Genomic DNA, 25558 nt, shown 5'->3' with positions numbered 1-25558 from the left:
AATTTCGATTTCGGGGCTTTTTCTGTCATTACTCACCAAAAAGATTACTTGATAAATAACGATCACCTTTATCACAAATGATGCAAACAATGACTCCTTCTTCGAGTTCTTCAGCAAGTTGAAGGGCCGCCGAAACGCATCCGCCCGAGCTCATCCCACCAAAAATCCCTTCTACCTGAGCTAATGTACGGGTCATGGCAATGGCATCAGCTTCTGCTACGTCCATGATCCGATCTACCCGGCTGGGGTCAAAAATCTTCGGTAAATATTCTTGGGGCCAGCGACGAATACCCGGAATGGAAGATCCTTCTGTAGGTTGGCAGCCCACAATCTGAATGTCAGGATTCTTTTCCTTCAAATAAAGTGAGTTTCCCATAATGGTTCCAGTTGTACCCATCGAACTCACGAAATGGGTAATGGTGCCATTGGTATCTCTCCAGATTTCTGGCCCTGTTGATTTGTAATGAGCCAGGTAATTATCGGGGTTCGCAAACTGATTGAGCTGAAAGTGCGTACCGTTATCTGCTTTTTCCTGGGCATAATCCCGGCAGGCTTCGATGCTTTCCAGTAAGGTAACTTTCGCTCCGAAAGCCTCCATGGTTAATACCCGCTCCCGGGTTGAATTCTGGGGCATAACCAGCTCAATGTCCAAATTATAGAGTCGGGCAATCATGGCGAGGGCAATGCCCGTATTCCCGCTGGTGGCTTCAATGAGAGCTGTATTTGCCTTGATCTCACCTCGTTCCAGAGCACTGCGGATCATATTCAGAGCCGGACGGTCTTTTACGCTGCCGCCGGGGTTATGCCCTTCCAGCTTACCAAAAATTCTAACCTCAGGGTTAGCATGCAGGCGAGTAATCTCAACCAGCGGAGTATTGCCTATAAAATCGAGAAGTAGAGCCATAACAAACAAATGATTGTCTAACGAATAACGTCAGAGCAAAGTAATAGGTTGCTTATGGTAATGCCTCATGATTCTATAGATTATCTACGTTTATCTGGTTAAGAACTCTATCTGTAGCCAGCCTTCTTTACCCGGGCAATAACATAATTGCCAATATTTCGGCCTTGTTCCTGCCCATATTCAATAGAGTCCCGGTAATGAATGCCTCCGTATAAACGTGAAACAGCGGCCTCGGCTGCTGCCTGCCGGAAAGACTTGAATTGCCGGGTAGGCAGATCAAAAATGACTTCTGTGTTATCCGTAAAGGCAAAATGGTCCCCTATAAAAAAAGTTAACACTTCCGCTACAGCGGTTGAAACCACACTGTGGCCACTCGTATATTCAGGGAAAGGAGGGGTCTGTAGCAGTGGTTGCCAGGTTTTGTCAATACTTTGCTGAATGTAGGTTTCCGGGCGAATCCGGTTGCTGCGGTATTTTTCATCCCAGCAACTAATGAAGGAGTCGTGTAGCGTCATTGCCGTAGTGGCTAAAACCAGAACCGAACGATTAAAGCTAAGCTTGGCCTGAGTAGTAGCGATGCTGGTAATGTTCATCCAGTGGCCGCCCGGACTGATTTTCTTGAAGCCAATCATCATGTGGCCGGAAGTATTAATGGCAAAGGGATTACAGTCCCAGTAAGAAGCAATGGCTCGGTGTTCCTGGCTTAGATCCTTACCCTCTTTATAGACCTCATAAGCAATTTTATAAAAGTCACTGGTAGTGTCTCGACTGAAGGTCACCGGACGCTTAGGGGCAAATTGATTGCAAGTATCCAGCATAAAGGGCCGGATGGTTTTCCAGTGAGGCTCCACGGCTTCCATATACCCCGGAGGCGTTGGGTACCAGTAGCCATCGCCTTTGATGGGACGGTAACGCAGGCGTGTGCTGAGCTTGCCGTATTGATCAGTTGTAGAATAGGCAATGACGTGTTTGGCCATTAACTGAGCCGCCGCAATGGCCTCGTCAATGAGTTGTTGACTTTTGCCTTCCTGCTTCCACGCGTCCACCAATTTCTTTTCGTCTTCTTCCAGCATATAACCCGAAGGCAGAATGAGCCGACCTGTTTCCAGAATGCAATAGGTTGCTGCCATGGCATAATCGTACGATTTCAACGAACTCAAGTCCGGCTTTTTGAAATTCTTAGCAAGCAGCGTAGGCGAGGGGATTTTCTTATCCTGACCCGAAACAAATTCCTGAGCACCCATCAGGCAATAGGAGTAAAAACGGGCTGCTGCCGGAGGATTCACCACATCGTGAATCATTACCATCGTTACCGCAAAAACGGAAGGCTGTAAATGCTGGGTAGGGTTAGGTTTCTGAGCCCAGGTAATGGAAAGGCTACTAAAGAAAAGTAACAGAAAACGTTTCATTTCAAATGGTAGAATTGTAAAGGCTGGTCAAAAGCCCCAATGACTAAATAATTATGATTATTAACCCGTAGCTGTAAAGCAGATTTCACGTCGCCGTCGACGGATAAGCCAGATTCTCCCTGATTAACATATTCAAATCCTAATCCCTTAGCTTTGAGCAGACAGCCATAGTTGGCATCCATCGTACCGAGCTTGAGGCGATTAAATGACTTGTTACCCAGCAGTAATAGGTCCGTTTGATGGTGCTGACTGAAGTCTCCCACAAGAATCTGAGTAATGGGGGCAAACTGCGATTGAATCGGTAAAATCTCTTTTTTGAACTTGCCCTGATCCCGACGGAACAGTACGCTACGAGCTTCAGTAACGGTCCATTTAAGGGCTGAACTAAGTTGTTCGGGCGTGAGAATACGGTCAATCGTGGCTTCTGAATAATCTTTATAGGAAATAAACTTCCTACGCATCGGAAAAATCTGATCGTTCAATTCATCCCGACTTACGAACGGATAAGACTTGTTCTGCATGTAGAAACAGAAGATGGGGTCAATCGATCCGTTTTTGTCAAAGTCGGCGTAGTAAAGTTCGCCGGGTTGTTCGGGTGATACTTTGATTTGAGAATTAGTACCCAGATTCCCGGCAATGATTTCTTTTACGCCATCATTATCCAAATCAGTAACCAGAATCGAAGACCAGAAACCATTTTCCTCCTGTGAAAAATACTGACTGCTCTGATCGGTGAAACCTTCAGGCGTATTTTTGAAAACCTTAATGGGCATGAATTCTCCGCAAATAATCAGATCTTTTCGCCCGTCCTGATCCAGATCTTCCCACTGAGCATCCGTTACCATTCCGTTAATCGGAAACCGATGAGCGATAAATTCGCCCTTCCCCTTGTTCTCCAGTAAATAGGAAGAAGGGCTCAGCGGATATTTTCCGGGAATAACTCTACCGCCTACAAAAAGATCAAGGTCGCCGTCCAAATCATAATCAGCGACACGAACGCATGATTTACTGCTGGCATTGACACTGGGTAGGGTAGAAAGCGTTAGGTTGCCCTTCCCATCATTCAGGTACAAAAGATCCTGTAACGAAGCGGTGTTCGGCTCGAACAGCGAATAACCCCCCATTGCCACGTATAAATCGTCGTAGCCATCACCGTTCGCATCAAAGAATACTGCGGCGGAGGCGGCGGAAGTAGTTTCATCCCCAATAACCAGCTTATCAATGCCTTTAAAGGTTCCGTCTTTTTGCTGAATCAGAATTTTCCCAGTATTACTCTGATCTCCACTGATGAATAGATCCTCAAGGCCGTCTTTGTTCACATCACCTTTGGCCAAGACAGGCCCCGATTGAGAATACATAGACAGCATCAAGGGCTGGCGTTTAAAATCATTTTCCGAGTAACCCTGGTGGGTATGCGTAATGAGCGGTTTTACTTTTTCGAATAAAACGGGCTTCTTTATCGCCGACGCTACCCAGGGTTTCGTATTTTTTTGTTCAACCACCAGACGCTGATTGGCTTTTATGTTTCTAAGTACTTCAAACGATAAATCTGGCCAGATGATCTGAACGGAGTCTACGTTGGTATAGGTACCTAAGCCAAAATGTAAGGTAAGCGGTTGAGAGGAGAGATAACCCCGCACAGGCATCAGCTCCTGATATTGCAGACTTCCTTTCGTATAAATCGTTACCTTGGCACCGAGGGCATTTTTATTGCCTTTGGGTGAACGAAGTCTGAATTGCAGGTAATTACTGGCGTTATTTTCCCGGCTCAGATTTTGATAAATAGAAGCAGGCTCATTGATATTGTTAACGACTAATTCCAGATCACCATCATTATCCAGGTCGGCGTAGACGGCTCCGTTTGATACGCAGGGATTGGTTAACCCCCATTCCATTTGTTTGTTGGTAAACGTGAGGTCGTGGTTGTTTTTAAAAACGTAGTTGGGTAAACGGCTCGAAGGAATGGCTTTAATTAAGTCCATTAACTGCATCGGCTCGCGATCCATCGCTTTGCGAATCTTGTAATCACCCCAATATTTTAAAAAGTCTTTATTGGTAAAATCCCGCAGATACCCGTTCGACACGAAAAGATCTTTGTACCCATCATTATCATAATCGGCCATGAGCGGACTCCAGCTCCAGTCCGTATTAGAAATGCCTGCGGTCTGGGCAATTTCGCTGAAGGTGCCGTCGCCATTATTAAGCTGAAGCATGTTTCGCATGAACTGCTTGTGCAAATCCTGCTTCAGCATTAATTCATACGACTCGTAATTTTCCTGAAGCTGCAAGGTTTTCTGACGACGGTTTTCTTCGGGTAACATATCCAGCGAAACAATGTCTGACCAGCCGTCATTGTTATAATCCGCAATGTCCAGCCCCATGGAAAACTGCGACATGTGACGCAAGGCTTTTTTGCTTACTTCCGTGAAAGTGCCGTTTTTGTTATTCAGGTAGATGTAATCCGGCTCGTTATAATCATTGGTAACGTAGAGGTCCTGCCAACCATCTTTGTTAAGGTCGGTCACAACCACGCCCAGCCCGTACGTTAGCGTGTGCTGGTGAATACCCGTCTTTTTAGTAACTTCTACGAAATGATTATTCTGATTTTCGAAAAGCTTATTACCCGCCAGAGCATCAACGTCGTTGCGGTACTTATATAGCTCGATGTTGTCATACTTACCTACGCTGTGATTCAACAAGAGTAAATCAAGGTCACCATCATTATCATAATCAAAAAAGGCCGACTGAAAACTGTAGGAGGGATCGTCCAGGCCGTATTCTTTGGCCATCTCTTTAAAGGTAAGATCACCCTGATTAATGAAAAGCTGTTTACGACGTTTCTCGGCGTCGCCTTTGCCCATGTAACACACGAAAATGTCCAGAAAGCCATCGTTGTTAACATCGGCCATGCTAACCCCACTTTTCCAGGCATCGGCTCGGCCCGTCATACCCGCCGAAAGGGTGATGTCCTTAAACTTCAGGTTACCAAGATTCAGATAAAGTTTGTTCTCCTGAAGATTGGAGGTAAAAAACAAATCATCCAGGCCATCATTATTAATGTCCCCAACGGCCACTCCACCACCACTATAGAAGTATTCATACTCCATAATGTTACGGGTTTCCGTTTCTATGATTTCGTTTTTAAAGGTAATACCCGTTCGGTCGGAGGGAAGTAATTGAAAAAGGGGCTTTTGAGCCCTTGCAACCGAAGGAATGATAGCAGCAACCAAAAGATACAAAATACCTTTTTGGATCATGAGTAGAACTGTGTTTTAAGTAAGGGGGCAAGTAGAAACGAAAAAACTTCAACGATTAGTTGAAGTTAATACCAGAATACAAAAATAAAGGGGGTTTCCCCCCTTTATCCGAAATTAATTATTATTTGTCCCACCATACCCGGGAAGTCCAGGTATCGCCGCCGGACAGACGACCTACGGCTGCTTTGTAGTTTTCAGCATTTAAGCTACCTTCTCCCGTTGGATAAACCTCACGGCGAGGAATATTGCCGCCTGAGAAATTACCCGTATAATTTACAGGAGTTAATTGAGGGTAACCAGAACGTCTCCAGTTACTCCAGGCTTCGATGAAGTTTTGAAGAATGCTGGTGGTTGCCCAGTATTGCTCGTTGATTTGCTTCAGAGCCGTAGACGTTACCAGAGGGTGAGCAGTGGCGTAAGCATCCGCCGTTGCGGCACTAATGGTAGTAGCCGTTCCGAATTTAGCTAATGACTGCAAACCGGCAGAAACTGCATTTTTGTAGTGCGTTGCTGCTGAGCCCGTTACTGAATAGCCACGCGTTGCTGCCTCAGCCAGTAACAATTCCGTTTCCGCGTAAGTCAGTACAAAAAGAGGACCGCTCTGGTTACGGAATACACTTGTTGGACGAGAATATTTACCGATAGGAGTAGCATCTGCTCCACTTCCGGTACCGCCAGGGTAGTTGGGAGATTTAGTAATATCCGTAGCACCACCTGTTAAGTCGTAACCGTTAGGCAGACCTAATTGATTGGCAAAAGTGCTATCTCCTGCAGTAGCTGCTTGATTGGCTTGCAGACCAGCGGCTGGAACTTCAGCAATTTTAGTCAGACGAGGATCGCTATTTGCTTTGAGATAGTCGATCATCGTTTTGCTCCAGCGAAGCTGATAAAGGTCAGCAGCTGTAGCTAAAGCTGAAGCATTGGCATTGGTGTAACCATTGGTTAAATCTGCCTTCAGGTAAGCATCATCAGATACGCTGGTGAATGTACCACCAGCTGCTGCTTTCTCTGCGTAAGTCTTAGCCGTAGTTGGATCTACTTTTGTTAAACGCATGGCAAGCTTCAACATTAGCGAGTAACCATAACGTTTCCATTTAGCTACATCTCCTCCGTAGAAAGCATCATTGGTAGGGCCTGTCTGAGAAGTATTCAGGGCAACCGTAGCTGCTTCTAAACGAGTTAACAGATCCTGGTAAACACTCTGCTGGGTATCATAGGCAGGACGCGTAATACCGGTAGTTTTACCCTGAAGAGCTTCTTTATAAGGAATATCTCCGAATACATCCGCCGCCGTTGCCAGACTTTGAATTTGCATGATAGTTCCAATGTTTTCCAGATTGGACATGGAACCCTTTCTTTTGGCTAATTGCCCCATTTCATACGCGAAACTTGCCGCGTTGTAAGCATTATTCCAAACGCGATCCAGGTATGAATAAGTATTGTTAGACAACACGTACTTATCACCGTTGGTATAGTAGTTAGCACCACCTGTTGAAGTCGAAGCATACGCCTGAATCCACATACTCTGAAATAACATAGGGTTATAACCAGAAATAGATTCAACGTATTTCCACTGAGCACTAGGTAACAGAAGGTTTGGATTGAAAATTGCTTCTGATGCCTGATTCGGGTCAGTATTCAGCTCATCGAATTTATCCGTACAAGAGAATTGTAATGACCCAGCAAGTATAGAAAGGAGAATAAGTCTCTTTTTCATCTCTAATATCTTATTTAAACTTAATGTTTAAGTTAACGCCATAGGTACGAGCGGAAGGAAGACCAGTACCTTCAATACCGTAGTAGTTCAGGTTTGCTCCGAAAGAAGATTCAGGATCGATGTTCTTCGCTTTTTTCATCAGGTATAACAAGTTCCGCCCTACCAGAGAAACGTTAACAGCCTTGATTAGAGGCAGTCCTTGCAATAATTTGGCAGGTAGGTTATATCCTAAAGTGACCTGACGCAGTTTGATGAAGTCTCCGTCAATAACGCTGGTTCTGGTGATGTTATTTGCTAAGCCACGGTAGTAATCCTGAACGGGCGTTTTAGTAGTGCTTGCCGCACCATCTGCTGTTACACCAGTAGTAATAACACCAGTTTCACGACCTACAAGCGTAGCTTTGTTCAGACCTCTGAAGTACGTAGCGTATTCTGTTGCAGAGAGAATCTTGTTACCATAGTTGTAATCAATTAGGAAGGCCAGATTGAAGTTATGGAATGAGAAATCGTTATTCCAGCCACCAAACAGGGTAGGTAATACAGTGCCCCAGGTTTTCAGATCACCACGAACAGGAATACCAGCGGCGTCTACTACGATCTGACCATTCGCATCATACTTGTAATCGTAAGCTCTGATTTGAGGACCTGAATAACCAGGAATGAAAGCAGTGGTTGCATTGTCAAGCGTGGCCCGGTTTTTACCTAAAACAACAGGATTATTGTTCTCGTCGGTACTTAAGATTTTATTCTTAACAGAAGTCATGTTAATGGACGTATTCCAGGTGAAGTTTGAAGTTTTCACTGGCGTACCATTCAATTGTAATTCCAGACCCTGGTTTTGAGTCGACCCCGTTGCTACTAAGCCTGATGTATAACCTGCTGCAAAGCTATAGTTTGCATTCATGATCTCGTTATTGGTCTTCTGCGTATAGTAAGAAGCATCCAGACCTAAACGACCCGAGAAGAATTTCAACTCTAAACCAATCTCAATCTCACTTTTCGTGAATGGTTTCAGACCTAAGTTGGGTAGCCCAGTACCGAAATTACCCGTAGCAATACCATTAAGAGAGTTACCAACGGAGTAGTAAACTCTAGTTTTATAAGCTTCTAAGGGCTCACCACTGGTCACTGCGTAAGAAGCACGAAGCTTACCAAAGCTAAGCTTGTTTACTTTAACCAGGTCAGAGAAAACGAAAGAACCAGAAACCGAAGGAGTGAATACACTAAAATTGTTCGGTGCTAATTTAGAAAAGCCGTCATAACGTCCTGTAGTAGTTAAACTCAGGAAGTTTTTGTAACCCAAATCAAAGCTGTAGTAATAAGAAACAACCTCTGAAGCAGTGTAATTATAATCACGATTGTAGTTTACAACGTTTCTCCAACTGTATAAATCACGAAGAACGAAAGGGCTACCACTAATGGATTGCTTGTCGTAATTACTTTTACGAAGGTTAGCACCAAGCAAGGCATTGAATGACAAGTCTTCGGTAATATTTTTATTGATACCGATCAAACCGTCGACGTTCATTTCTGTTGTGCGGGCTACTGATTGTTCATCTAGAGCTCCTTGCCCTACTGGATCCGATTTGATAGAATAAGCCGTTCCCCAGGGAGTTACTTTGAAAATCTGATCATTGGCATTGTCATAACCAATCCGAGCCTGAGCATAAATCCAATCAGCAAACTGGTATTTCGTTGACAGCATCGAAATCAGACGCTGACGAGTTACGTTGTTAACGTATTTGCTGGTAACGAAGTAAGGGTTTGTTACGTAAGAATCATCGCTGAATACAATCTCTTCGCCCGTCGTTGGGTTATAGCCCGGAGCCAGAATACGCTCATCTACGTTTGTTGCCAGGAACATACCATTGTTAGCGTTCAATGGACCGTCACTCAACTGAGGCTTGTTATGGACCCGCTCGTTGATGTAATTAGCCATTACACTTACGCTGAACTTCTTCGTGATGTTCTGATCAGCCGTTAAGTTGATCGTTTTACGATTCAAGCCACTGTTAGGCAGTATAGACTTGTTATCCAGATTAGAAAGGGATAAACGGAAAGAACCGTTTTCACCACCCTGCCCAATAGATACGGTATTTGTAGTGCTAGCTCCTGTACGGTAGAAATTCTTAATGTTATTCTTCTGAGCAGAATAAGCATATTGGTTTCCATCGAACTGAGTCATCATGGAACCGTCCAGTTTTGCACCCCAGCTCAAACGAGTTGACTGCTGAGCATCAGCAATTGACGTAGGTTTGCTACCATATTGACCTTGACCATATTCATATTGGAAGTCCGTCAAGTTCATTGGGGTATCCATGGCGTAGTTCAGGTTATAATCAACTGAGAACTCACCTTTTCTACCTTTTTTCGTGGTAACTAAAATAACCCCATTAGAAGCACGGGCACCGTAAAGAGCCGAAGCAGACTGGCCTTTCAGAACGGTCATGTTCTCAATGTCGTCGGGGTTTAAGTTACCTAAACCATCGCCACCATCGGCACCACCCCACTCACCAGCACTTCCGCGTTGAGTATTATCCATTGGAACACCATTGATGATGATCAGAGGAGCACCACCAGAGTTCATACTAGGCATACCGCGAAGTAAAAGCTTAGAAGTGCCGCCAGGACCACCGTTGGTTCCGCGAACACTCAGACCTGCTACCCGACCAGCCAGCGAGTTACCAAGGTTGGTTTCACGGGCTTTAGTCATTACTTCTGCATTGATCGTTGACACGGCATACCCTACGGTACGGGCTTCTTTCGATACGCCCAAAGCCGTTACTACTACTTCCTGAAGATTACCATCATTAGGAGCCAGACTTACATTGAGTACGGTCTGGGTTCCAACGGTAATTTCTTTCTTATTATAGCCAACGTAAGAAACGATAATAACCGCCTGGTCATTAGGGATAGAAAGCGTAAAGTTACCATCGGCCCCTGTAATAGAACCCTGAGTGGTACCTTTAATAGATACGGTAGCCCCTGCTAAAGGCTCTCCTTTTTCATCTGTCACCTTACCCGTAATCTGGCGATCGATGCTCATGGTAGCAGAATTTTCTCTACCATAAGTAGGAGTTTCTGCACCTGAAAGCCACATTCCCAGACAAGTAAGAACCAACAATGAGGTCTTAGATAAGCTTCTTTTCATAAGAAGAATGGAAAATGAAGTTTAAGTTTAATTCGTACGTGTGTATACAGCTTGCGGGTTGTATTTTTATAAATTAAGCAGAGTATAGAGGTCGAGAAATAATTATACTGATTACTTTAAATAGTTATAATGACGGGTACACAAAGGTTGGTCATTATTGATATTCTGATACTTTATCTATAAAAACTTTAATTAATCCTTATTGATAATATTTGTAAGTGAATATTCTGTATTCTATATTAAAAATGTTATTTTATTCTGTTCAGAGGGAGCGAACAATAATTTTATTTCATACAAATCTATTCTGTATTATTTAAAATTTTAAATAAATAGGGATAATTTTTTAAAATTTTATTTTATCTAAGTGAAACTCAGCAATATAATCTAAGACTTGCTTTATATGATTATTAGTAGAAAGCAGATAAAATCAATCTACTACCGGATAAGTATGTATGGAGCCCAAAGGAGGGCAAAAGTAAAATTCATCTTGGAAAAGTTTAAAACAAGCCTGATTCTCAGCTCTCCTGATCAATAAAAAAGCCTACACAAAGTTGGGATTTGTGTAGGCTTCTTCAGTTGTAACTACTAGATCAACGGGTAAACGCCTTCGGATAAATCTCGCTTTTATACTTCTCCCAGGGCGTTTGCTTTTTATGATAATTATCGCCAAAAAATGTAATAATCTGATGAAAATCAGGGGCTTTGTGAAAACCGGGTACTGCCTGGATTACTTGTAGTTCATTGTTTTGGACGAATGTTTCGTCCATGAAGACCACGGTGGGGAAGCTCATTTTGCCGTTCATTAATAAGGCCGCCAGCTCCTGATACCCTCGATTCCCCTGAGCGATGTAGTTAAAGGTGTGAGAGCCCAGTTTGATGGGGTTTTTACCCTCTGCATCAAGCTTTACAGCGTAATATTTTTGGTTCACGTATTCTACGACTTTAGGATTCGTGAAGGTCTCCCGATCCATTACCTTGCACCAGCCACACCAGTCGGTGTAGACATCAATCATGAATTTGCGGGGCTCTTTTTGGTTGCGGGCGTAGGCTTCCTCTATGGTAAGCCACTCAATTTTTGCCGCTTTAGGGGACTGCGGTTTCTCTTGAATAGGAGCCAAAGACCAGCCTGCCACCGAAAGGGCCAGCATACAGCAAAAAGTAAGGATGGAACGCATGTATCGTTTAATTTAGGATCAAATTTGGGTAGAATCTCTGATAATCTTAAGATTTATTACGCTGAAAACGGAAGTTGATAACAGAAAGTTGCCTGAGCGAGTTAATTTTGAAAACCCAATTCAACCATCCTAAAATATGGGATGAATTGCTTCTGTTACGGATCCTTATGCTACTCAACGACTATACTGCTGCTATCGAGCAAACCATTGCAACTACCGAATACGGCCAATCTCCCATCGAATTATACGAACCCATTCAGTACATCATGAGTCTGGGCGGTAAGCGGATTCGTCCTTTATTGACCGTTATGTCAGCGGCTCTGTTTACGGAAAGCTGGCAGAAAGCCGTTCGGCCTGCGATTGGAGTGGAAGTTTTTCACAACTTCACGCTCATGCACGATGATATTATGGACAAAGCTCCGATTCGTCGTGGGCAACCTTCGGTGCACGAAAAGTGGAACGAAAACGTGGCTATTCTTTCAGGAGATGTGATGCTGGTTTCGGCGTATGAATTCATGACGGAGGTAGAAACGGCTCATCTGAAGGCCGTTTTGAAAAAGTTCAATCGGGCGGCGGCTGAAGTGTGCGAAGGGCAGCAACTAGACATGAATTTTGAGAAGCGTTCGGATGTTACCAAGGCTCAGTATCTGGAAATGATTCGCCTGAAAACGGCTGTATTGTTAGGCTTTGCTCTGGAACTAGGCGGAATTATTGGTGGAGCCGATGAAGAAACCGGCTTATTACTCAAGAAACTGGGTGATGCCATCGGTCTTGGGTTTCAACTGAAGGATGACTTACTGGACGTATACGGCGATCCTGGCAAGTTTGGGAAGCTGGTCGGCGGTGATATTCTGGCAAATAAAAAAACGTATCTATTAATAGATGCTCTGGACAAAGCTGAGGGTGAAACGCAGGAGGCCTTACAATTTTGGTTATCCTCAGCGGATCACAATAATATCGAAAAAATACAGGCAGTGACGGAGATTTATAATCAGTTGGGGGTTCGGGAAGCAGCGGAAGCAGAGATGAATCGCTGCTTTGAACAAGGATTCGAATACCTGAACGCTCTGAATGTTTCCGAAGAAAAGAAGAAACTGCTCAGCGACTTTTTCAAAAATCTAATCGAGCGGGAAAAGTAACCCAGGGAGCTATAAAACAAAGAATCCGCTTGGTCAATCCGAGCGGATTCTTTGTTTTATAACCTGATTTTTCGCTAGCTTTAGTTATCGATTAAAGGATTGAAAATGAAAAGGAAACAAGCGATTCAAACTTTAGTAAGCGGCTTATTGGCAAGTTCGGCATTGACGGCTCAGGCTTCCGCTAAAGAAGAAGCCTTTCAGAAAGAATTTAGCCAGGCCTGGAAACGCTCGCGTGAGTATACACTGACGATCTTTAATCAGATGCCGGAAGAACATCTGAATTTTAAGCCCATGCCTGAAATGTTCTCGTTTCGAATGCAGTTTGTGCATGGCATGATCTATACTACGGCTCAACTGGCCAATCGGGTAGGAGTGAAAGATCCTTATGAAACTGCTCAGGGCTGGAATCAGCGATCGAAAGCAGAGGTAGCAGCAGAGTTAAATCGTTTTTACGATTGGGTACAGCAAACGGTTTCAGCTTTAAAGCCCGAGCAACTGAGCAAGATGCAGGAGTTTGTCGGCGAAGCTATCACTGGAAGACAGCTATGTTATGCTCTGGAAAATCACATCATCCACCACCGAGGTCAGAGCATCGTTTATTTACGCCTAAAAGGAATTACGCCAGAAGGGTACTTTGGCTGGTAGAGGAGGCGAGTTTGAGGAGGTTGGATACAGCGTTAGAGAAAGTTTGATCCATTGGAGTCTCTTCATGGCTATCCTAATTTTTTGAACTTTCCGAAAGCCTTAAACTTTCGGAAAGTTTTATTACTGGAGCAACTGAATCCATCCGTTAACCCTATCAATCTGCATCAAACCTAATACTTAGCCATTCGCATATCTACATCTTCGGCCCAGGAGTGGATGCCGCCTGAGAGATTAGATAAATTATCGTAACCGTGCTCATGAGCCAAATATTGAATCACGCTGGCTGATCGCATGCCGTGATGACAATATACCACTACCGGACGGTCACGAGGAACCTGATCAAAATTGGCCGGAATGGTTGCCATAGGAATTAACACAGCTCCGGGTAAGTGACAAACATCATATTCTTCCGGGTTTCTGACATCCAGCAAAAATGTATCCGGCTCGCGTTTGAGCTGACGAACTAACTCTACTGCTGATAATTCCGTAGGTAATAATTCATTTGCTGCTATTTTTCGGTTCGTTTTTAATCCTTCTTCAGCCAATGTTTCTGCGTCAGAGCGGCGTTTGAATTTCATTTTCCGCTGCGAATTTTCCAGTAAATCTACCAGTAACAACTCTCCCGACAGCACATTTCCAATACCCGTAATAATCTTGATTACCTCATTGGCCTGAAACATACCGATCATACCCGGGAGAATGCCCACTACGCCTACTTCCGCACAATTAGGAATTTCCAGACCGCTGGGTGGAGTAGGAAAGAGGCAACGGTAGGTAGGACCTAAAATACCTTCTTTGACATAGTTGAATGCCGAAACCTGGCCCTCGAAGCGGTGAATGGCTCCGTAGACAAATGGTTTTCCCTGCAAAACGCAGATGTCATTAATCAGATAGCGAACGGAGAAGTTATCCGTGCAATCCACCACGAGATCGAACCCATCAATGATGGAAGCGGCGTTTTCCGAAACCAGATTAGTTGGGAAGTATTCGTATTCAATCAGATCATTCAGTCGGCGAAGACGATTGGCTGCTACGGTGGCTTTGGGACGAGCTACGTCGGCTGACTCATAAAGTACCTGACGTTGCAGATTCGTTTCATCAACGGTATCTCCGTCGACAATGCCAATGGTACCTACACCCGCTGCAGATAGATACAAAAGCACCGGGCAACCCAGTCCTCCAGCACCTACCACCAACACGCGGGCACTCTTAAGGCGTTCCTGTCCTTCGGGACCCATTTCGGGTAAAAGCAGGTGTTTTTGATATCTCTGTTTTTCAGCGGAAGAAAGCATACACACAACTGAGGGTAAAATGTAAAAAGATGAGCAGCCCTAAAAAATACATTCCCGGGACGTGAGTTTTGAGTTTTGAGTTTTGAGTTTTGAGCGACCGTCGCTACGGTTTTGAGTTTTCAGTTTTGAGTTTTGAGTTTTCAGTTTTGAGTTTTGAGTTGTTCAGTTTTGAGTTTTGAGTTTTCAGTTTTCAGTTTTGAGTTTTCAGTTTTGAGTTTTCAGTTTTCAGTTTTCAGTTTTCAGTTTTCAGTTTTCAGTTTTCAGTTTTCAGTTTTCAGTTTTCAGTTTTCAGTTTTCAGTTTTCAGTTTTCAGTTTGGAAAGTGAAAACCCGTAAAGGTAGGGAGTTGTTTGGAAATGGGAGGTCTAACCCCAGAGGGGTTCAACATGGATAGCCCCGGATGACAATCCGGGGTTTGTAATCGATTATTACAACCTCTACTCTACAGGTTTTGTAAATAGCTTCGGTCTATCGGGACCCGGAACAACTCCAAATAATAATCCTGAAACGCAAGAAATCATTTAACCCTTCGCCAATGTTACTTATAGCATTGAAAACTGAAAACCGCAGACTGAAAACTATTGATACTGAAAACTACTGAACAGCAATTCGGTAAATATATCCGGGGTCTTCGACGGCAATGTAGGCATAACCGTCCGGTCCTATGCTAACGTTCCGAACGCGGCCAATATTGGGGAATAGAATTTCTTCCTTCACTACTTTATTATTCTTAATTACGCAGCGATTCAGGTATTTAAAACGCAGCGAACCAATTAATAAGTTACCCTTCCAGGCTGGATATCGATTACCCGTGACCAGAGCCAATCCGCTTGGAGCAATAGACGGAACCCAGTAATGCTGAGCCTGCTCCATGCCGTCTTTGGCTTTCAGGTCGGTAATAACCTTTCCGTCATAGTTAATCCCATATGAAATAACGGGCCAGCCGTAGTTAGCTCCTTTCCGAACCATATTCAACTCATCACCGCCACGGGGACCGTGCTCGGTTTCCCAGATCGTTCCCGTGGCTGGGTCGATTAATAAACCTTGTGGGTTGCGGTGACCCCAAGAGTAAATGGTACCCTTCGTTTTATCCTTAAATGGGTTGTCATTTATTGGACTACCGTCGTCTTTCATCCGGTGAATTTTCCCTAAATCACTATCCAGATTTTGCGGATTTGTTTTTTCGCTCCCGCGTTCTCCAACGGTTACAAAGAGATAGCCATTTTTATCAAAAGCCATTCGTGAACCGTAGTGGTGACGGGTTTTGGAGTAAGGTAATGCTTCGAAAATAATCTTCTGATCGCTCAACTGGTTACCTTCCAATTTAGCTCGCATAACTGCTGTTGTGGATAATTTTCCCTCGGGAGCATCTTTGAACGCCGAATAAGAAAAATACACCCAATGATTTTTAGCAAAATTCGGGTGTAAAGTAACATCCAGTAATCCGCCCTGACCCTGAGCCAATACTTCGGGTCCGCCGCTTACTTCCGTCTTATGCTGTTTGGAATCGACCAGATAAATCTTCCCGTTTCGGTCGGTTACCAGCAGGTTTCCATCGGGCAGAAAACCCATGCCCCAGGGATTATCCAGCCCAGAAGCTACGGTATCGAGTCGGGCCGTAAACGCTTCAGTTTTAAAAATGTTTGATTTGGGTTTGTTGTTAAAGCTGTAGCGATTCCCTTTTTCAATACTCGTTTGAATCAACTGAGCAATGCCTTCAATCTGAGCGGGTTTTAGGGTACCTTCCCAGGCTGGCATGCCAAAATCGGCGTAGCCTTTGCTGATACTGGCGATGAGTTCGTCCTTGCTGGTGCCATGTTTCCACTTGCGGTCTACAAAGGCCTGCACATCACCGTGGCAACTGGAACAGAGCGTTTTAAAGGTCGTTTCGGGTGATTCGGGTGGGGTAGGTTGAGATAAATTAGAAAAACTTAGGCCCGTAACAGTCAGGACTGAAGCAATCGTTAAGTATCTGAAAATCATAAGGAGGAGAGGTTATGTCTTTTTGCTCTGACCAAAAATAAGGATTTACTAATAAATTAATAAGGAGAGAATACCTAACCGAAGATTCTGAAGAGCAATAAGGCTAAAACGAAGAAAACCCATTCCAGCCGAACAACTGAAATGGGTTTGATATAATAATAGAATAAGATTCAAAGCATAAGTAACTCTAAACCCCAAATACGAAAATTACTAGCTTACAAAACGGTCTTGATTTTCAGCTCGTCCATTTGCTTAGCTGCGATGAGCGAAGGACTGTCAATCATGACATCGCGACCCGCGTTGTTTTTCGGGAAAGCGATGAAGTCACGAATGGTATCGGCACCTCCGAAAAGCGAGCAAAGACGGTCGAAACCGAAAGCGATACCCGCGTGTGGAGGGGCTCCAAATTCAAAGGCATTCAATAAGAAACCAAACTGATTCTGAGCTTCTTCGGGCGTAAATCCTAACAGATCAAACATACGTGACTGAATGTCTTTCTGGAAAATACGAACCGAACCGCCGCCCACTTCCACTCCATTAATCACCATATCATAGGCATTAGCCCGAACTTTACCGGGATCGGTAGCGATCAGAGCCATGTCCTCTGGCTTGGGACTGGTGAAGGGGTGGTGCATGGCGAAGTAACGATTTTCTTCTTCACTCCACTCCAATAAGGGGAAATCAACGACCCAGTGAACGGAATATTCATCAGGGTTACGCAGACCCAGGCGGTTACCCAGCTCCAGACGTAATTCGTTGAGTTGCTTCCGAGTCTTATCTGCTCCGCCAGCCAGAATTAATAACAGATCGCCGGGCTTGGCACCGAACTTCTCGGCCCAGGCTTTCAGTCCGGTCTCCGAATAGAATTTATCAACTGAAGATTTAACGGAACCATCGGCATTTACGCGGGCGTAGACCAGGCCTTTCGCTCCAACTTGGGGGCGTTTTACCCATTCCGTTAATTCGTCGATTTGCTTACGTGTGTATTCCGCACAACCGGGAGCGGCAATACCTACAACGAGTTCAGCAGAATCAAAAACGACGAAATCTTTACCTGAAGTCAGGTCAGCGTCTTCACCTTTCAATTCTACGAATTCCATACCGAAACGAATGTCTGGTTTATCAGAACCAAAGCGACGCATGGCTTCTGAATAAGGCATGCGAACGAGCGTTTCGGGTAACTCTATATTTTTGACCGTGCGGAATAAATGACGTACCAGTCCTTCAAACGTGTTCAGCACGTCTTCCTGCGTAACAAACGACATTTCGCAGTCGATTTGCGTAAACTCAGGCTGACGGTCGGCCCGTAGATCTTCATCCCGAAAACACTTCACAATCTGATAATAACGGTCAAAACCCGATACCATCAATAATTGCTTGAACGTTTGGGGTGACTGGGGCAAAGCGTAGAATTCACCGGGATTCATACGGCTGGGCACGACGAAATCGCGGGCCCCTTCGGGCGTCGATTTAATCAGAACGGGCGTTTCTACTTCGATGAAGTTTAGCTCGTCGAGATACTGACGCGTCCGGCGGGCTACCTGATGGCGAAGTTCCAGGTTCTTGCGAACGATGCCCCGACGAAGATCCAGGTAACGATATTTCATGCGAATATCATCGCCACCGTCGGTTTCATCTTCAATCAGAAAGGGAGGTAACTTGGCGGGGTTCAGTACTTCCAGTTTTGCCACCTTTACCTCGATATCACCCGTAGGTAGATTAGGGTTTTTCGCTATCCGCTCTACAATCGTTCCTGTAGCAGAAACGACGTATTCGCGACCCAGAGAACGGGCCGTTTCGAGAACAGAAGCAGCCGTTGACCCTTCTTCAAAAATTAACTGTGTAATGCCGTATCGATCCCGCAGATCGATCCAGATCATGCCTCCTTTATCGCGGATGCGTTGCACCCAACCGCACAGGGTTACTTCCTGTCCAGCCTGGGTAAGGCGGCCTTCGCCGCAAGTTTGTGTACGTAGCATAACATGACAGGATAGAATGACATCCCATTTCGTGCCGCAAAAATAGGGATTTTAAAAGGGTTCACTGCCATTCTGTGAATGTTTACAAAAAAGCAGGATAGGAATGTCGATTATTCCGTTGAAGGCCGGGGCTGAACCCGGCCCTGAAAAAGGGGAATGTAGGGTAAATTAAGGAATACTATCTTCGGCTGGTGGAGCGGGAGGCGTAACGTCCAGATAACGATCGGTGCGAACGAAAATGCGAACGTCATCCACTGTTTTGGCTAGTGTATAATACTTATCAATGAAAGCTTTTAACTCGGGAAAAACGTGGTATCCGTAACGTTTGGAATCGGTTAACCAGGTAGAATTCTTTCCAACGGCATCAAAGAAAACCGGGGGGACGGTGCGGGTAATGTTACGGATGTAACGTTCCCGGTGTTTGGCCTGATGGGCCGCATCACCCAGTACGCAGCGGATGGTGTGATTATCGCAAACCCCCATGGGCATTTGCGTTTCAACGTTAAATCTCGGAGCCCAGCCCCAAACCACGAGGTATTCTCCTGCTCTGGCGTAGGTTAAAGCTACCTGTGAAGGCTCCGAAATATCCATCTTAATATGACCAAACGGAACCTGATTAAAGGCCTGATTCATTCGGCTCAGCGAAGCTGGAGCATGGGTATTTTTATAAATAATGGAAAGCACTACCAAACTCGTGAACACGGCAGCGTAAACGGGCGAAGGCCAGCGGTCTATCACCCAGGCAGCCAGTAAGCTACACGGCGTCAATAGGTAAAGCAGGTAGTGAATAAATTCGTTACCGGGCTTAATAATAGCGTATAAGCTAGCTAAAACGGCTCCGATAAAAAAGAGTAACAGGGATCGGTTCGAGTAGCGGGTTGTGGGAACGAAAAGTCCGCCAATAACCGCTAGCAGAATAATGGCCAGGTAATATTCAAAGTCCGTAGCCCGATGCACATAGGCAGGGAATAAGGAAACGTAATGAGCAAATGAGCCGCCAGCCGAATACGTGAGGTTACCTAAGAAATAGAAGTAAACAAAATCATCAAAAACGCCAAAAGCGAACGTCAAGGCAATGACTAAAGCAGGAAAACTGATCCCGCCTAGAATAAAGAGAAGTAAGGTTTTTCGGAACGCTGCCGCCGATAAAGCAAAGCGGTTTTGAAAAAGTCCGATCAGGGTAGCTAGAATAATGACTAAGGCTGAAGGCGTTCCCTGAAGTTTCGCAAAGGGAATAAGGCTACATAGGAAAGCCAGGAGAATCAAATCTCCCGGAGAGGTAAATCGTTGCAGCTTCCAGATGCGGGAATATTGCCAGTAACTCAGGCCTAATAATGCCAGGGACAACTGCTCGTTGGTGGCGTGAAGGAAGTCATAGTGTAAAGCAAAAGCCAGAAAAGCGACCATAGGAAACGTGGCAATTCGGGCGGTTTGGGCGGAAAAGAAATTAACAATAGCCCCATACGTGCTTAAGACGGTAACGATAAGACATAAAAAGCCCGTCCAGCGGAGTGACATGAAATCCAGAGCGAAACCAAAATAGGCGGGAATGGATGCATAGTACGAAGACAAAGGCCCCATCGTAGCTCCATCTACTGATTTCCAATAGACCTGGTGTTTGGCTAGGGTGATGGATTGCGAAAGGAGCTGACTTTCATCGGCGTTCATTTCATGATTAAAAAACAGAATCAGGATTCGGTTAATAATCAGAAAACCAATCAAAAAGAAGAGTAATAAGGTATGTTGCTTTTTTGACAAATTCTTCGAAAAACCAGCTCCAGCCCACAGAATTCCCATGATGACCAGACTGAGCCAGCTTAAGATTTCCCAGGCGTGGCGGGACTTCAATACGGAGTAAAAAAAGGACATAATATAAAGAAGATCGATAAATTGGGTAATAATTGACGTGGGCGTTACGCGTTAACAACTGAAGGGATTTACTCCGAATAATCGCCAATACTCACAAAGAAACCATCTGCATCAAGATTTTCAAAATCCTTTACCATTATGAAATTCTAATGACAAAGGCCGGTGCCTGAAAAGCGACCGACCTTGTTAACCGAATAAAATGGAATCAGTCTCGTTACCTTCGAGTCTTATCGCATCCGCTTGTAAATCCGCACGTTTTCGGTTTGCTTCAGGAGTTCGTAATGTTGCTGAATGTATGTGCCAATCTCAGGAGTAGCCTCGTGTCGTTCTTTTTCAGAGCCGAAATAGGTGAGAGAAGTGCCGCAGACATCGACAAAAATCCGGGGTTTGTTTTCTTCCATATCCTTTAAAAAGTCAACCACACGGGCGTCGTGTAGAGGACTGGGATAAAAGATGCCAATCGTATATGGATAGCGATGGCCCATCGGACGCTCGGCGTATACATAGACCCGATCAGCCCAGCCCCAGAGAACCATTCGGTCGTCGGGATCGCTGTTCTGTTTGATGATTTGAGCAACTTCGTGAGCCAGCTCGTCGTGGTCGGGTGGGGGAAGGGGTGTCCGATACCAGAGATTCCAGACAGCCTGCACGCCTCCGAAAAGGATTAGTAAAAGAGTTAATTTCTGAAGTAAGGATTTCTCTAAATCCCGCCCCCAGATGCCAATGACCAGCGTGAAAAAATAAGGAACGTATAAGGCGTAATGATGGAAGTTGTTACCCGACTGAAGAATGGCGTAATAAGTGGTTAGCAACAAAGCCAGAGCCAGCCAATCGAGGGCAGTTTTGGTTTTACGGAAAAAATGCAGGAGCAGAAGGCCAACGGCTGTAAATAATCCCGCCGCAAGCCATCGCATGGAATAATGCGTGAGACTCAGCTGTAGAAAACGGATGGGGCTGAAACGCTGAGCGGTCGTGAGTTTCGAGAATTCGTCGGTATAACTGTAATAAAAATAATAAAGGAAGTAATGATTCCAGAAAGTTTCCAGTTGTCCTAAGCTGCTGTAATAGAGAACAAAACCCAGACTGGGTAATAGACCGCCCAGAAGCAGCAACAGCACCACTTGCCAGTTCTTCCGCTGAATCCAGCTAATCCCCGCAAAGGCGGCAATAACGATTCCCATCGGAGCATTCTGGAATTTGGCGTAGGGCAAAAGGCCGAGGGTAGTCCCTAAAAACAGAGCAATCCAGGGAGTAGGCTGATTAAGCCAGCGAAGACACATCCAGACTGCCAGGGCCAGCATCCACATGCTGGCAACTTCGGAGTTATAACCTACATGATCGCCATAACTCGTCGTCCCGATAAAGCCTGCCAGAGCCAGAATGAGAACATACACTCGCTCGGATCGCCAGCCTAATACCTGTAAAGTTTGGGCGAGGAAGTATAGGGTAATGCACCACAAAAAAATACCTATCAACTCCGCACTCATGTAACTAATGGGCATGCCCAACAGACTGCCTAGCCAGAGCGGAGCCACCGTAAAAGGACGACCATCGGTATAATTTAGCCAGGTCCAGAGGGTCTCGCTGGCTTTTCCGATGGTTAAGGTGCTGTTAAGCCAGGTGCTGGTATCGACGTTAGGTTCGTTATGGAGAAGGTTAGCCGAACGGGTAATAAAGATGGCCCCGAACAGAGCTAGTAGGGAGAAATAAATGTTTCGGTTTCGGCCCTGATATTGCCAGGCGGTATAAAACAGAACGATCCAGTTGAAAATCAACAGGAATTTAATCAGATCAGTCATGGGGAGAATCCATTACGGTAAATACCGAGCTTCCCAAAGGGGCCAGCGGAAGGATCAATTCTTCCAGCTTCATTAAGCCATTGAGGGTGTGATTGATGGGGGCGGCGGGTAAGGCTACATCTGAGTTTAGGTTTTCAGTTTTAACCCAGCCACGGCTGAGTTGAAAATTCTGCCAGCTACGCACTAGTGCAATCGGTGGAAATAATACTAAACTCCAGTAACCACCCTGACGAATCCGCAAACCAACCTGCTGAGCATAGGTTTTCAGATCTGATAAAACAAACCGTCTGTGAATGTTCAGGGCGGCGGCGTGCGTTCCACCTAGCCAGTTAAAAGCATTGTTATTCGAAATAAAAATACCACCCGGACGAAGTTTGCGGCGAAACTCGGTCAACACTTTAACGATCTGTTCTTCGCTCAGATAACATAGCACATCATCGCAGACGATGACGTCGAAAGTTTCGCCAGGCTGGAAGGAAGCAATATGAAGCAGGTTATGATGCTGTACCTGAAAGCCGCGTTGCCGGGTAAAGGCTACGGCATCTTCTGAAGCATCCAGTCCCTGAAGCTGGGTGTATCCGCGTTTTCGTAGCGATTCCAGTAAGCCCCCCGTACCGCAGCCTGCATCCAGAACTCGAATATTTTTCTGCTCACCAAAGCGTTTTTCAATGGCTCGCCCTACGCGTCTGTGTAAGCTTTGATACCACCACAGGGACTGTTCAGTGGCGTGCATACGTTCGTATTCCTGTCGTTTGCCAATCATGCGGGTTACAGAAGCGTTTTCTTAATCACGTATTGAGGTAACCCGTTCTGGGTCATGAAAAGCTTTCCGACGTATTCACCCACCAGGCCCATCGCTACTAACTGAATGCCCCCTAAAAACAGTACGGTTACCCAAACCAACTGGTCAGTTTCGGGTAAATGTTTGCCAATTAAAGAACTAGTTACTTCAAAAAATCCTAATAGGAAAGAAACCACAATGAGCAATAATCCGGTATTGGTAATGAGTCGAATGGGGCGGGGAGAATAACAAAACAGAATGTTCAGAAACAGGGAAATTAATTTACGCAACGTATAACTAGACCGACCTTCCTGACGCTTGGAGTGTTGAACTTCTACTTTACCCACATTTCGGGTAACTCTGAAAATCAACCCATCGAGGTAAGGGTAAGGGCCTTTATACTGAATCATTTCCTGAACGACTTCCTGTCGGATTAACTTAAAGCTCGACAGGTATAAATCGCGGGGTTTGTCCAGCAACCAAGTGGTCAACTGGTTCACTAGCGAGCTGCCTGTGTTCCGAAAAAGGGAATGCTGTTTACTTTCGTAATAGGAATAAACTACGTCGTAATCACCGCGTTCGGCCTCTTCCACGAGCTTAATGATTTCTGAAGGTGGATTCTGAAAATCATCATCCACCATGACGCAGTATTTTCCCGTAGCAAAATTCAGTCCGCACATCACGGCATTGAATTCTCCGAAATTTCGACGCAGAGAAATGAATTTCACCGTTTCAAAATCCTGAGCCAGTTTTGTACAGACGGCTTCAGAAGTATCGGGGCTACCGTCGTTGACTAATACAATTTCAATAGCATATTCCCGCAAGGTCGTCAGAATACGTTCGACGAGCGGAGCGATGGTTTTCTCACTTTTATAAACGGGAATAATAACGCTAATGTCCATGTATCAAAAAGGACGAACCTTAACCTTGGCAGGCATTTACTGCCGCAATGATCTGGCTAACTTCTTCGTCGGTAAGGGTTGGATATAAGGGTAAACTAACAACCTCGCGGTGAAGTTGTTCGGTAAGGGGTAAAGAAAGGTGACTGAATTCCTGATACGCCTTTTGTTGATGGGGAGGCACGGGGTAATGAATCATGGTCTGAATGCCCAAGGCCTGTAATTCTTTCATGAAAACGTCCCGACGGGGGTGCCTTACCACAAACAAATGCCAGGCATCCTGATGACAGGTTTCGGCTGGAGGCAATTGAACGTCAGGATTCGTTATTTCTGATAGAAAACGTTGAGCGATGGCTTGCCGACGCTGATTATCATCATCCAGATAAGGAATTTTTACCCGTAATAAAGCCGCCTGTAATTCGTCGAGCCGGCTGTTTACTCCTTGCATTTCATTGTAATACTTTACTTCTGAGCCGTAGTTACGAAGCAAAAAAATCCGGCGGGCCAAATCGGGATCACTGGTGGTAATGGCTCCGGCATCGCCCAAAGCACCAAGATTTTTGGTGGGGTAAAAACTAAAAGCCGCCGCGTCGCCAAGGTTACCTACTTTTTTTCCCTGGTACGTAGCCCCGTGAGCTTGAGCGGCGTCTTCAACAATTCGTAGATTATACGTTTCAGCTATCTTCCGAATGGGTTCCATGTCGCAGGTTTTTCCGTACAAATGAACCAGTAAAATGGCCTTCGTTCGTTCGGTAATATGCTGCTCAATTTGCTGCGGGTCAATGTTATAGGTAGCCAGGTCGGGTTCCACCAGTACGGGCGTTAAACCAGCATTGGTAATTCCCAGAATGGAGGCAATATAGGTATGAGCGGGAACCAGTACTTCGCTATCAGCGGGCAATTGTAAAGCTTTAAAAATAAGCGTAATTGCTTCCAGACCGTTGCCTACACCCAGGCAATGGCTAGTGCCGCAATATTGAGCCCAGTCGGCTTCAAAGGCAGTTAGTTCTTTTCCGAGAATATACCAGCCAGAGGTAAGCACGCGTTGGGCGGCTTCGCTTAGTTGAACTTCGTAGGGTCGGTTCACCCGTCCCATGTCGAGGTGGGAAATCATGGTTTTTGATAAAAATAATCGTCTAAGTCGTAATAATAATTAGAGAGGACCAGCAAGACAGACCCTTTCGAGAATTGGTCCATCAGGAGCCAGTCGGCAGGTTCAACGACCAGACATTTCTGTGGGGTGCTTAAATGAAAAGAAGCCGTTCCGTTGACGTTTGAAATTTCAATACGGCAACTACCATTCAGGCAAACCAATGCCTGATGAGACTGTAAATGTCCGTGCTTAGCTCGCTGGGAATCTGGCGGTACCCCATATACGAAAAAAGCACGTTTAATATCGCCAGGCAAAATTTTCTCAAATACGCTTAAGTAACCCACTTTATCGGTTCCGAAGGTATTCAACTCCAGGAGAGTTGCCATGAATAAGTACTAAAGTCTTAAAGTTTATTAAGATAGATGCATGGTGGTGGAGAGGAATCGTCTCCTAAAATTGAGTGATAT

The 25558-nt window shown here is 45.1% G+C and carries 17 protein-coding genes; 2 read left to right on the top strand and 15 right to left on the bottom strand.

Translation table 11 applies throughout. From position 1 onward, the window contains the following. Positions 1–28 precede the first annotated feature (28 nt). The 6 genes from cysM to QE390_RS03750 all read right to left on the bottom strand — a co-directional run bounded on the left by cysM (position 29) and on the right by QE390_RS03750 (position 11613). On the bottom strand, positions 29–904 hold the full coding sequence (cysM, locus tag QE390_RS03775) for a cysteine synthase CysM (RefSeq protein WP_307141164.1): 876 nt from the start codon (positions 902–904) through the stop codon (positions 29–31). 107 nt (positions 905–1011) lie between these two features. After that, positions 1012–2313, bottom strand: a complete 1302-nt coding sequence (locus QE390_RS03770) for a vanadium-dependent haloperoxidase (protein ID WP_307141163.1) — start codon at positions 2311–2313, stop codon at positions 1012–1014. Then, positions 2310–5570, bottom strand: coding sequence for a VCBS repeat-containing protein (locus tag QE390_RS03765; protein WP_307141162.1), 3261 nt, complete (start codon positions 5568–5570; stop codon positions 2310–2312). The genes QE390_RS03770 and QE390_RS03765 overlap by 4 nt, the downstream gene beginning before the upstream one ends. A 121-nt stretch (positions 5571–5691) precedes the next feature. Continuing rightward, positions 5692–7287, bottom strand: coding sequence for a SusD/RagB family nutrient-binding outer membrane lipoprotein (locus tag QE390_RS03760; RefSeq protein ID WP_307141161.1), 1596 nt, complete (start codon positions 7285–7287; stop codon positions 5692–5694). 10 nt (positions 7288–7297) lie between these two features. After that, positions 7298–10438 (bottom strand): SusC/RagA family TonB-linked outer membrane protein, encoded by a 3141-nt coding sequence (locus QE390_RS03755; RefSeq protein WP_373424526.1) that lies wholly within the window; start codon positions 10436–10438, stop codon positions 7298–7300. A gap of 590 nt (positions 10439–11028) precedes the next feature. After that, positions 11029–11613 carry a DUF255 domain-containing protein gene (locus QE390_RS03750; RefSeq protein ID WP_307141159.1) on the bottom strand — a complete coding sequence of 195 codons (585 nt, stop codon included), beginning with the start codon at positions 11611–11613 and terminating at the stop codon, positions 11029–11031. A 167-nt stretch (positions 11614–11780) separates the two neighbouring features. On the opposite strand from QE390_RS03750, the gene QE390_RS03745 reads away from it, so the two are divergent. Together QE390_RS03745 and QE390_RS03740 are read left to right on the top strand one after the other, a co-directional pair. Then, entirely contained in the window at positions 11781–12752 is a 972-nt protein-coding gene (locus tag QE390_RS03745; protein ID WP_106637409.1) for a polyprenyl synthetase family protein, read from the top strand. A 105-nt stretch (positions 12753–12857) separates the two neighbouring features. Then, entirely contained in the window at positions 12858–13397 is a 540-nt protein-coding gene (locus QE390_RS03740) for a DinB family protein (protein ID WP_307141158.1), read from the top strand. Between the two features lie 170 nt (positions 13398–13567). Here the strand turns inward: QE390_RS03740 and moeB are convergent, their stop codons facing one another. From moeB to QE390_RS03695, 9 genes are all read right to left on the bottom strand, one after another. Then, positions 13568–14689 (bottom strand): molybdopterin-synthase adenylyltransferase MoeB, encoded by a 1122-nt coding sequence (gene moeB / locus QE390_RS03735; RefSeq protein WP_307141157.1) that lies wholly within the window; start codon positions 14687–14689, stop codon positions 13568–13570. Between the two features lie 593 nt (positions 14690–15282). Further along, positions 15283–16671, bottom strand: coding sequence for a PQQ-dependent sugar dehydrogenase (locus QE390_RS03730; protein WP_307141156.1), 1389 nt, complete (start codon positions 16669–16671; stop codon positions 15283–15285). 215 nt (positions 16672–16886) lie between these two features. Next, entirely contained in the window at positions 16887–18650 is a 1764-nt protein-coding gene (aspS, locus tag QE390_RS03725) for an aspartate--tRNA ligase (RefSeq protein WP_307141155.1), read from the bottom strand. 168 nt (positions 18651–18818) lie between these two features. Then, positions 18819–20519: a hypothetical protein gene (locus QE390_RS03720; RefSeq protein ID WP_307141154.1), complete on the bottom strand. Its 1701-nt coding sequence runs from the start codon at positions 20517–20519 to the stop codon at positions 18819–18821. A gap of 227 nt (positions 20520–20746) precedes the next feature. Then, entirely contained in the window at positions 20747–22318 is a 1572-nt protein-coding gene (locus tag QE390_RS03715; protein ID WP_307141152.1) for a hypothetical protein, read from the bottom strand. Beyond that, a complete protein-coding gene (locus QE390_RS03710) occupies positions 22311–23081 on the bottom strand; it encodes a bifunctional 2-polyprenyl-6-hydroxyphenol methylase/3-demethylubiquinol 3-O-methyltransferase UbiG (protein ID WP_307141151.1) in 771 nt (256 codons plus the stop codon). Before QE390_RS03710 ends, QE390_RS03715 begins: the two co-directional genes overlap by 8 nt. Before the next feature lie 5 nt (positions 23082–23086). After that, positions 23087–24001 carry a glycosyltransferase family 2 protein gene (locus QE390_RS03705; protein WP_106637401.1) on the bottom strand — a complete coding sequence of 305 codons (915 nt, stop codon included), beginning with the start codon at positions 23999–24001 and terminating at the stop codon, positions 23087–23089. A gap of 19 nt (positions 24002–24020) precedes the next feature. Further along, entirely contained in the window at positions 24021–25112 is a 1092-nt protein-coding gene (locus QE390_RS03700) for a DegT/DnrJ/EryC1/StrS aminotransferase family protein (RefSeq protein WP_307141150.1), read from the bottom strand. Then, complete coding sequence (locus QE390_RS03695) at positions 25109–25477, bottom strand: FdtA/QdtA family cupin domain-containing protein (RefSeq protein WP_307141149.1); 369 nt, start codon at positions 25475–25477, stop codon at positions 25109–25111. The genes QE390_RS03700 and QE390_RS03695 overlap by 4 nt, the downstream gene beginning before the upstream one ends. Between the last annotated feature and the right edge of the window lie 81 nt (positions 25478–25558).

This window comes from Siphonobacter sp. SORGH_AS_1065 (assembly GCF_030818595.1).
Lineage (GTDB): Bacteria > Bacteroidota > Bacteroidia > Cytophagales > Spirosomataceae > Siphonobacter.
Note: the sequence above shows the minus strand (reverse complement) of the source record. Positions and strands in the feature narration are given on the sequence as shown.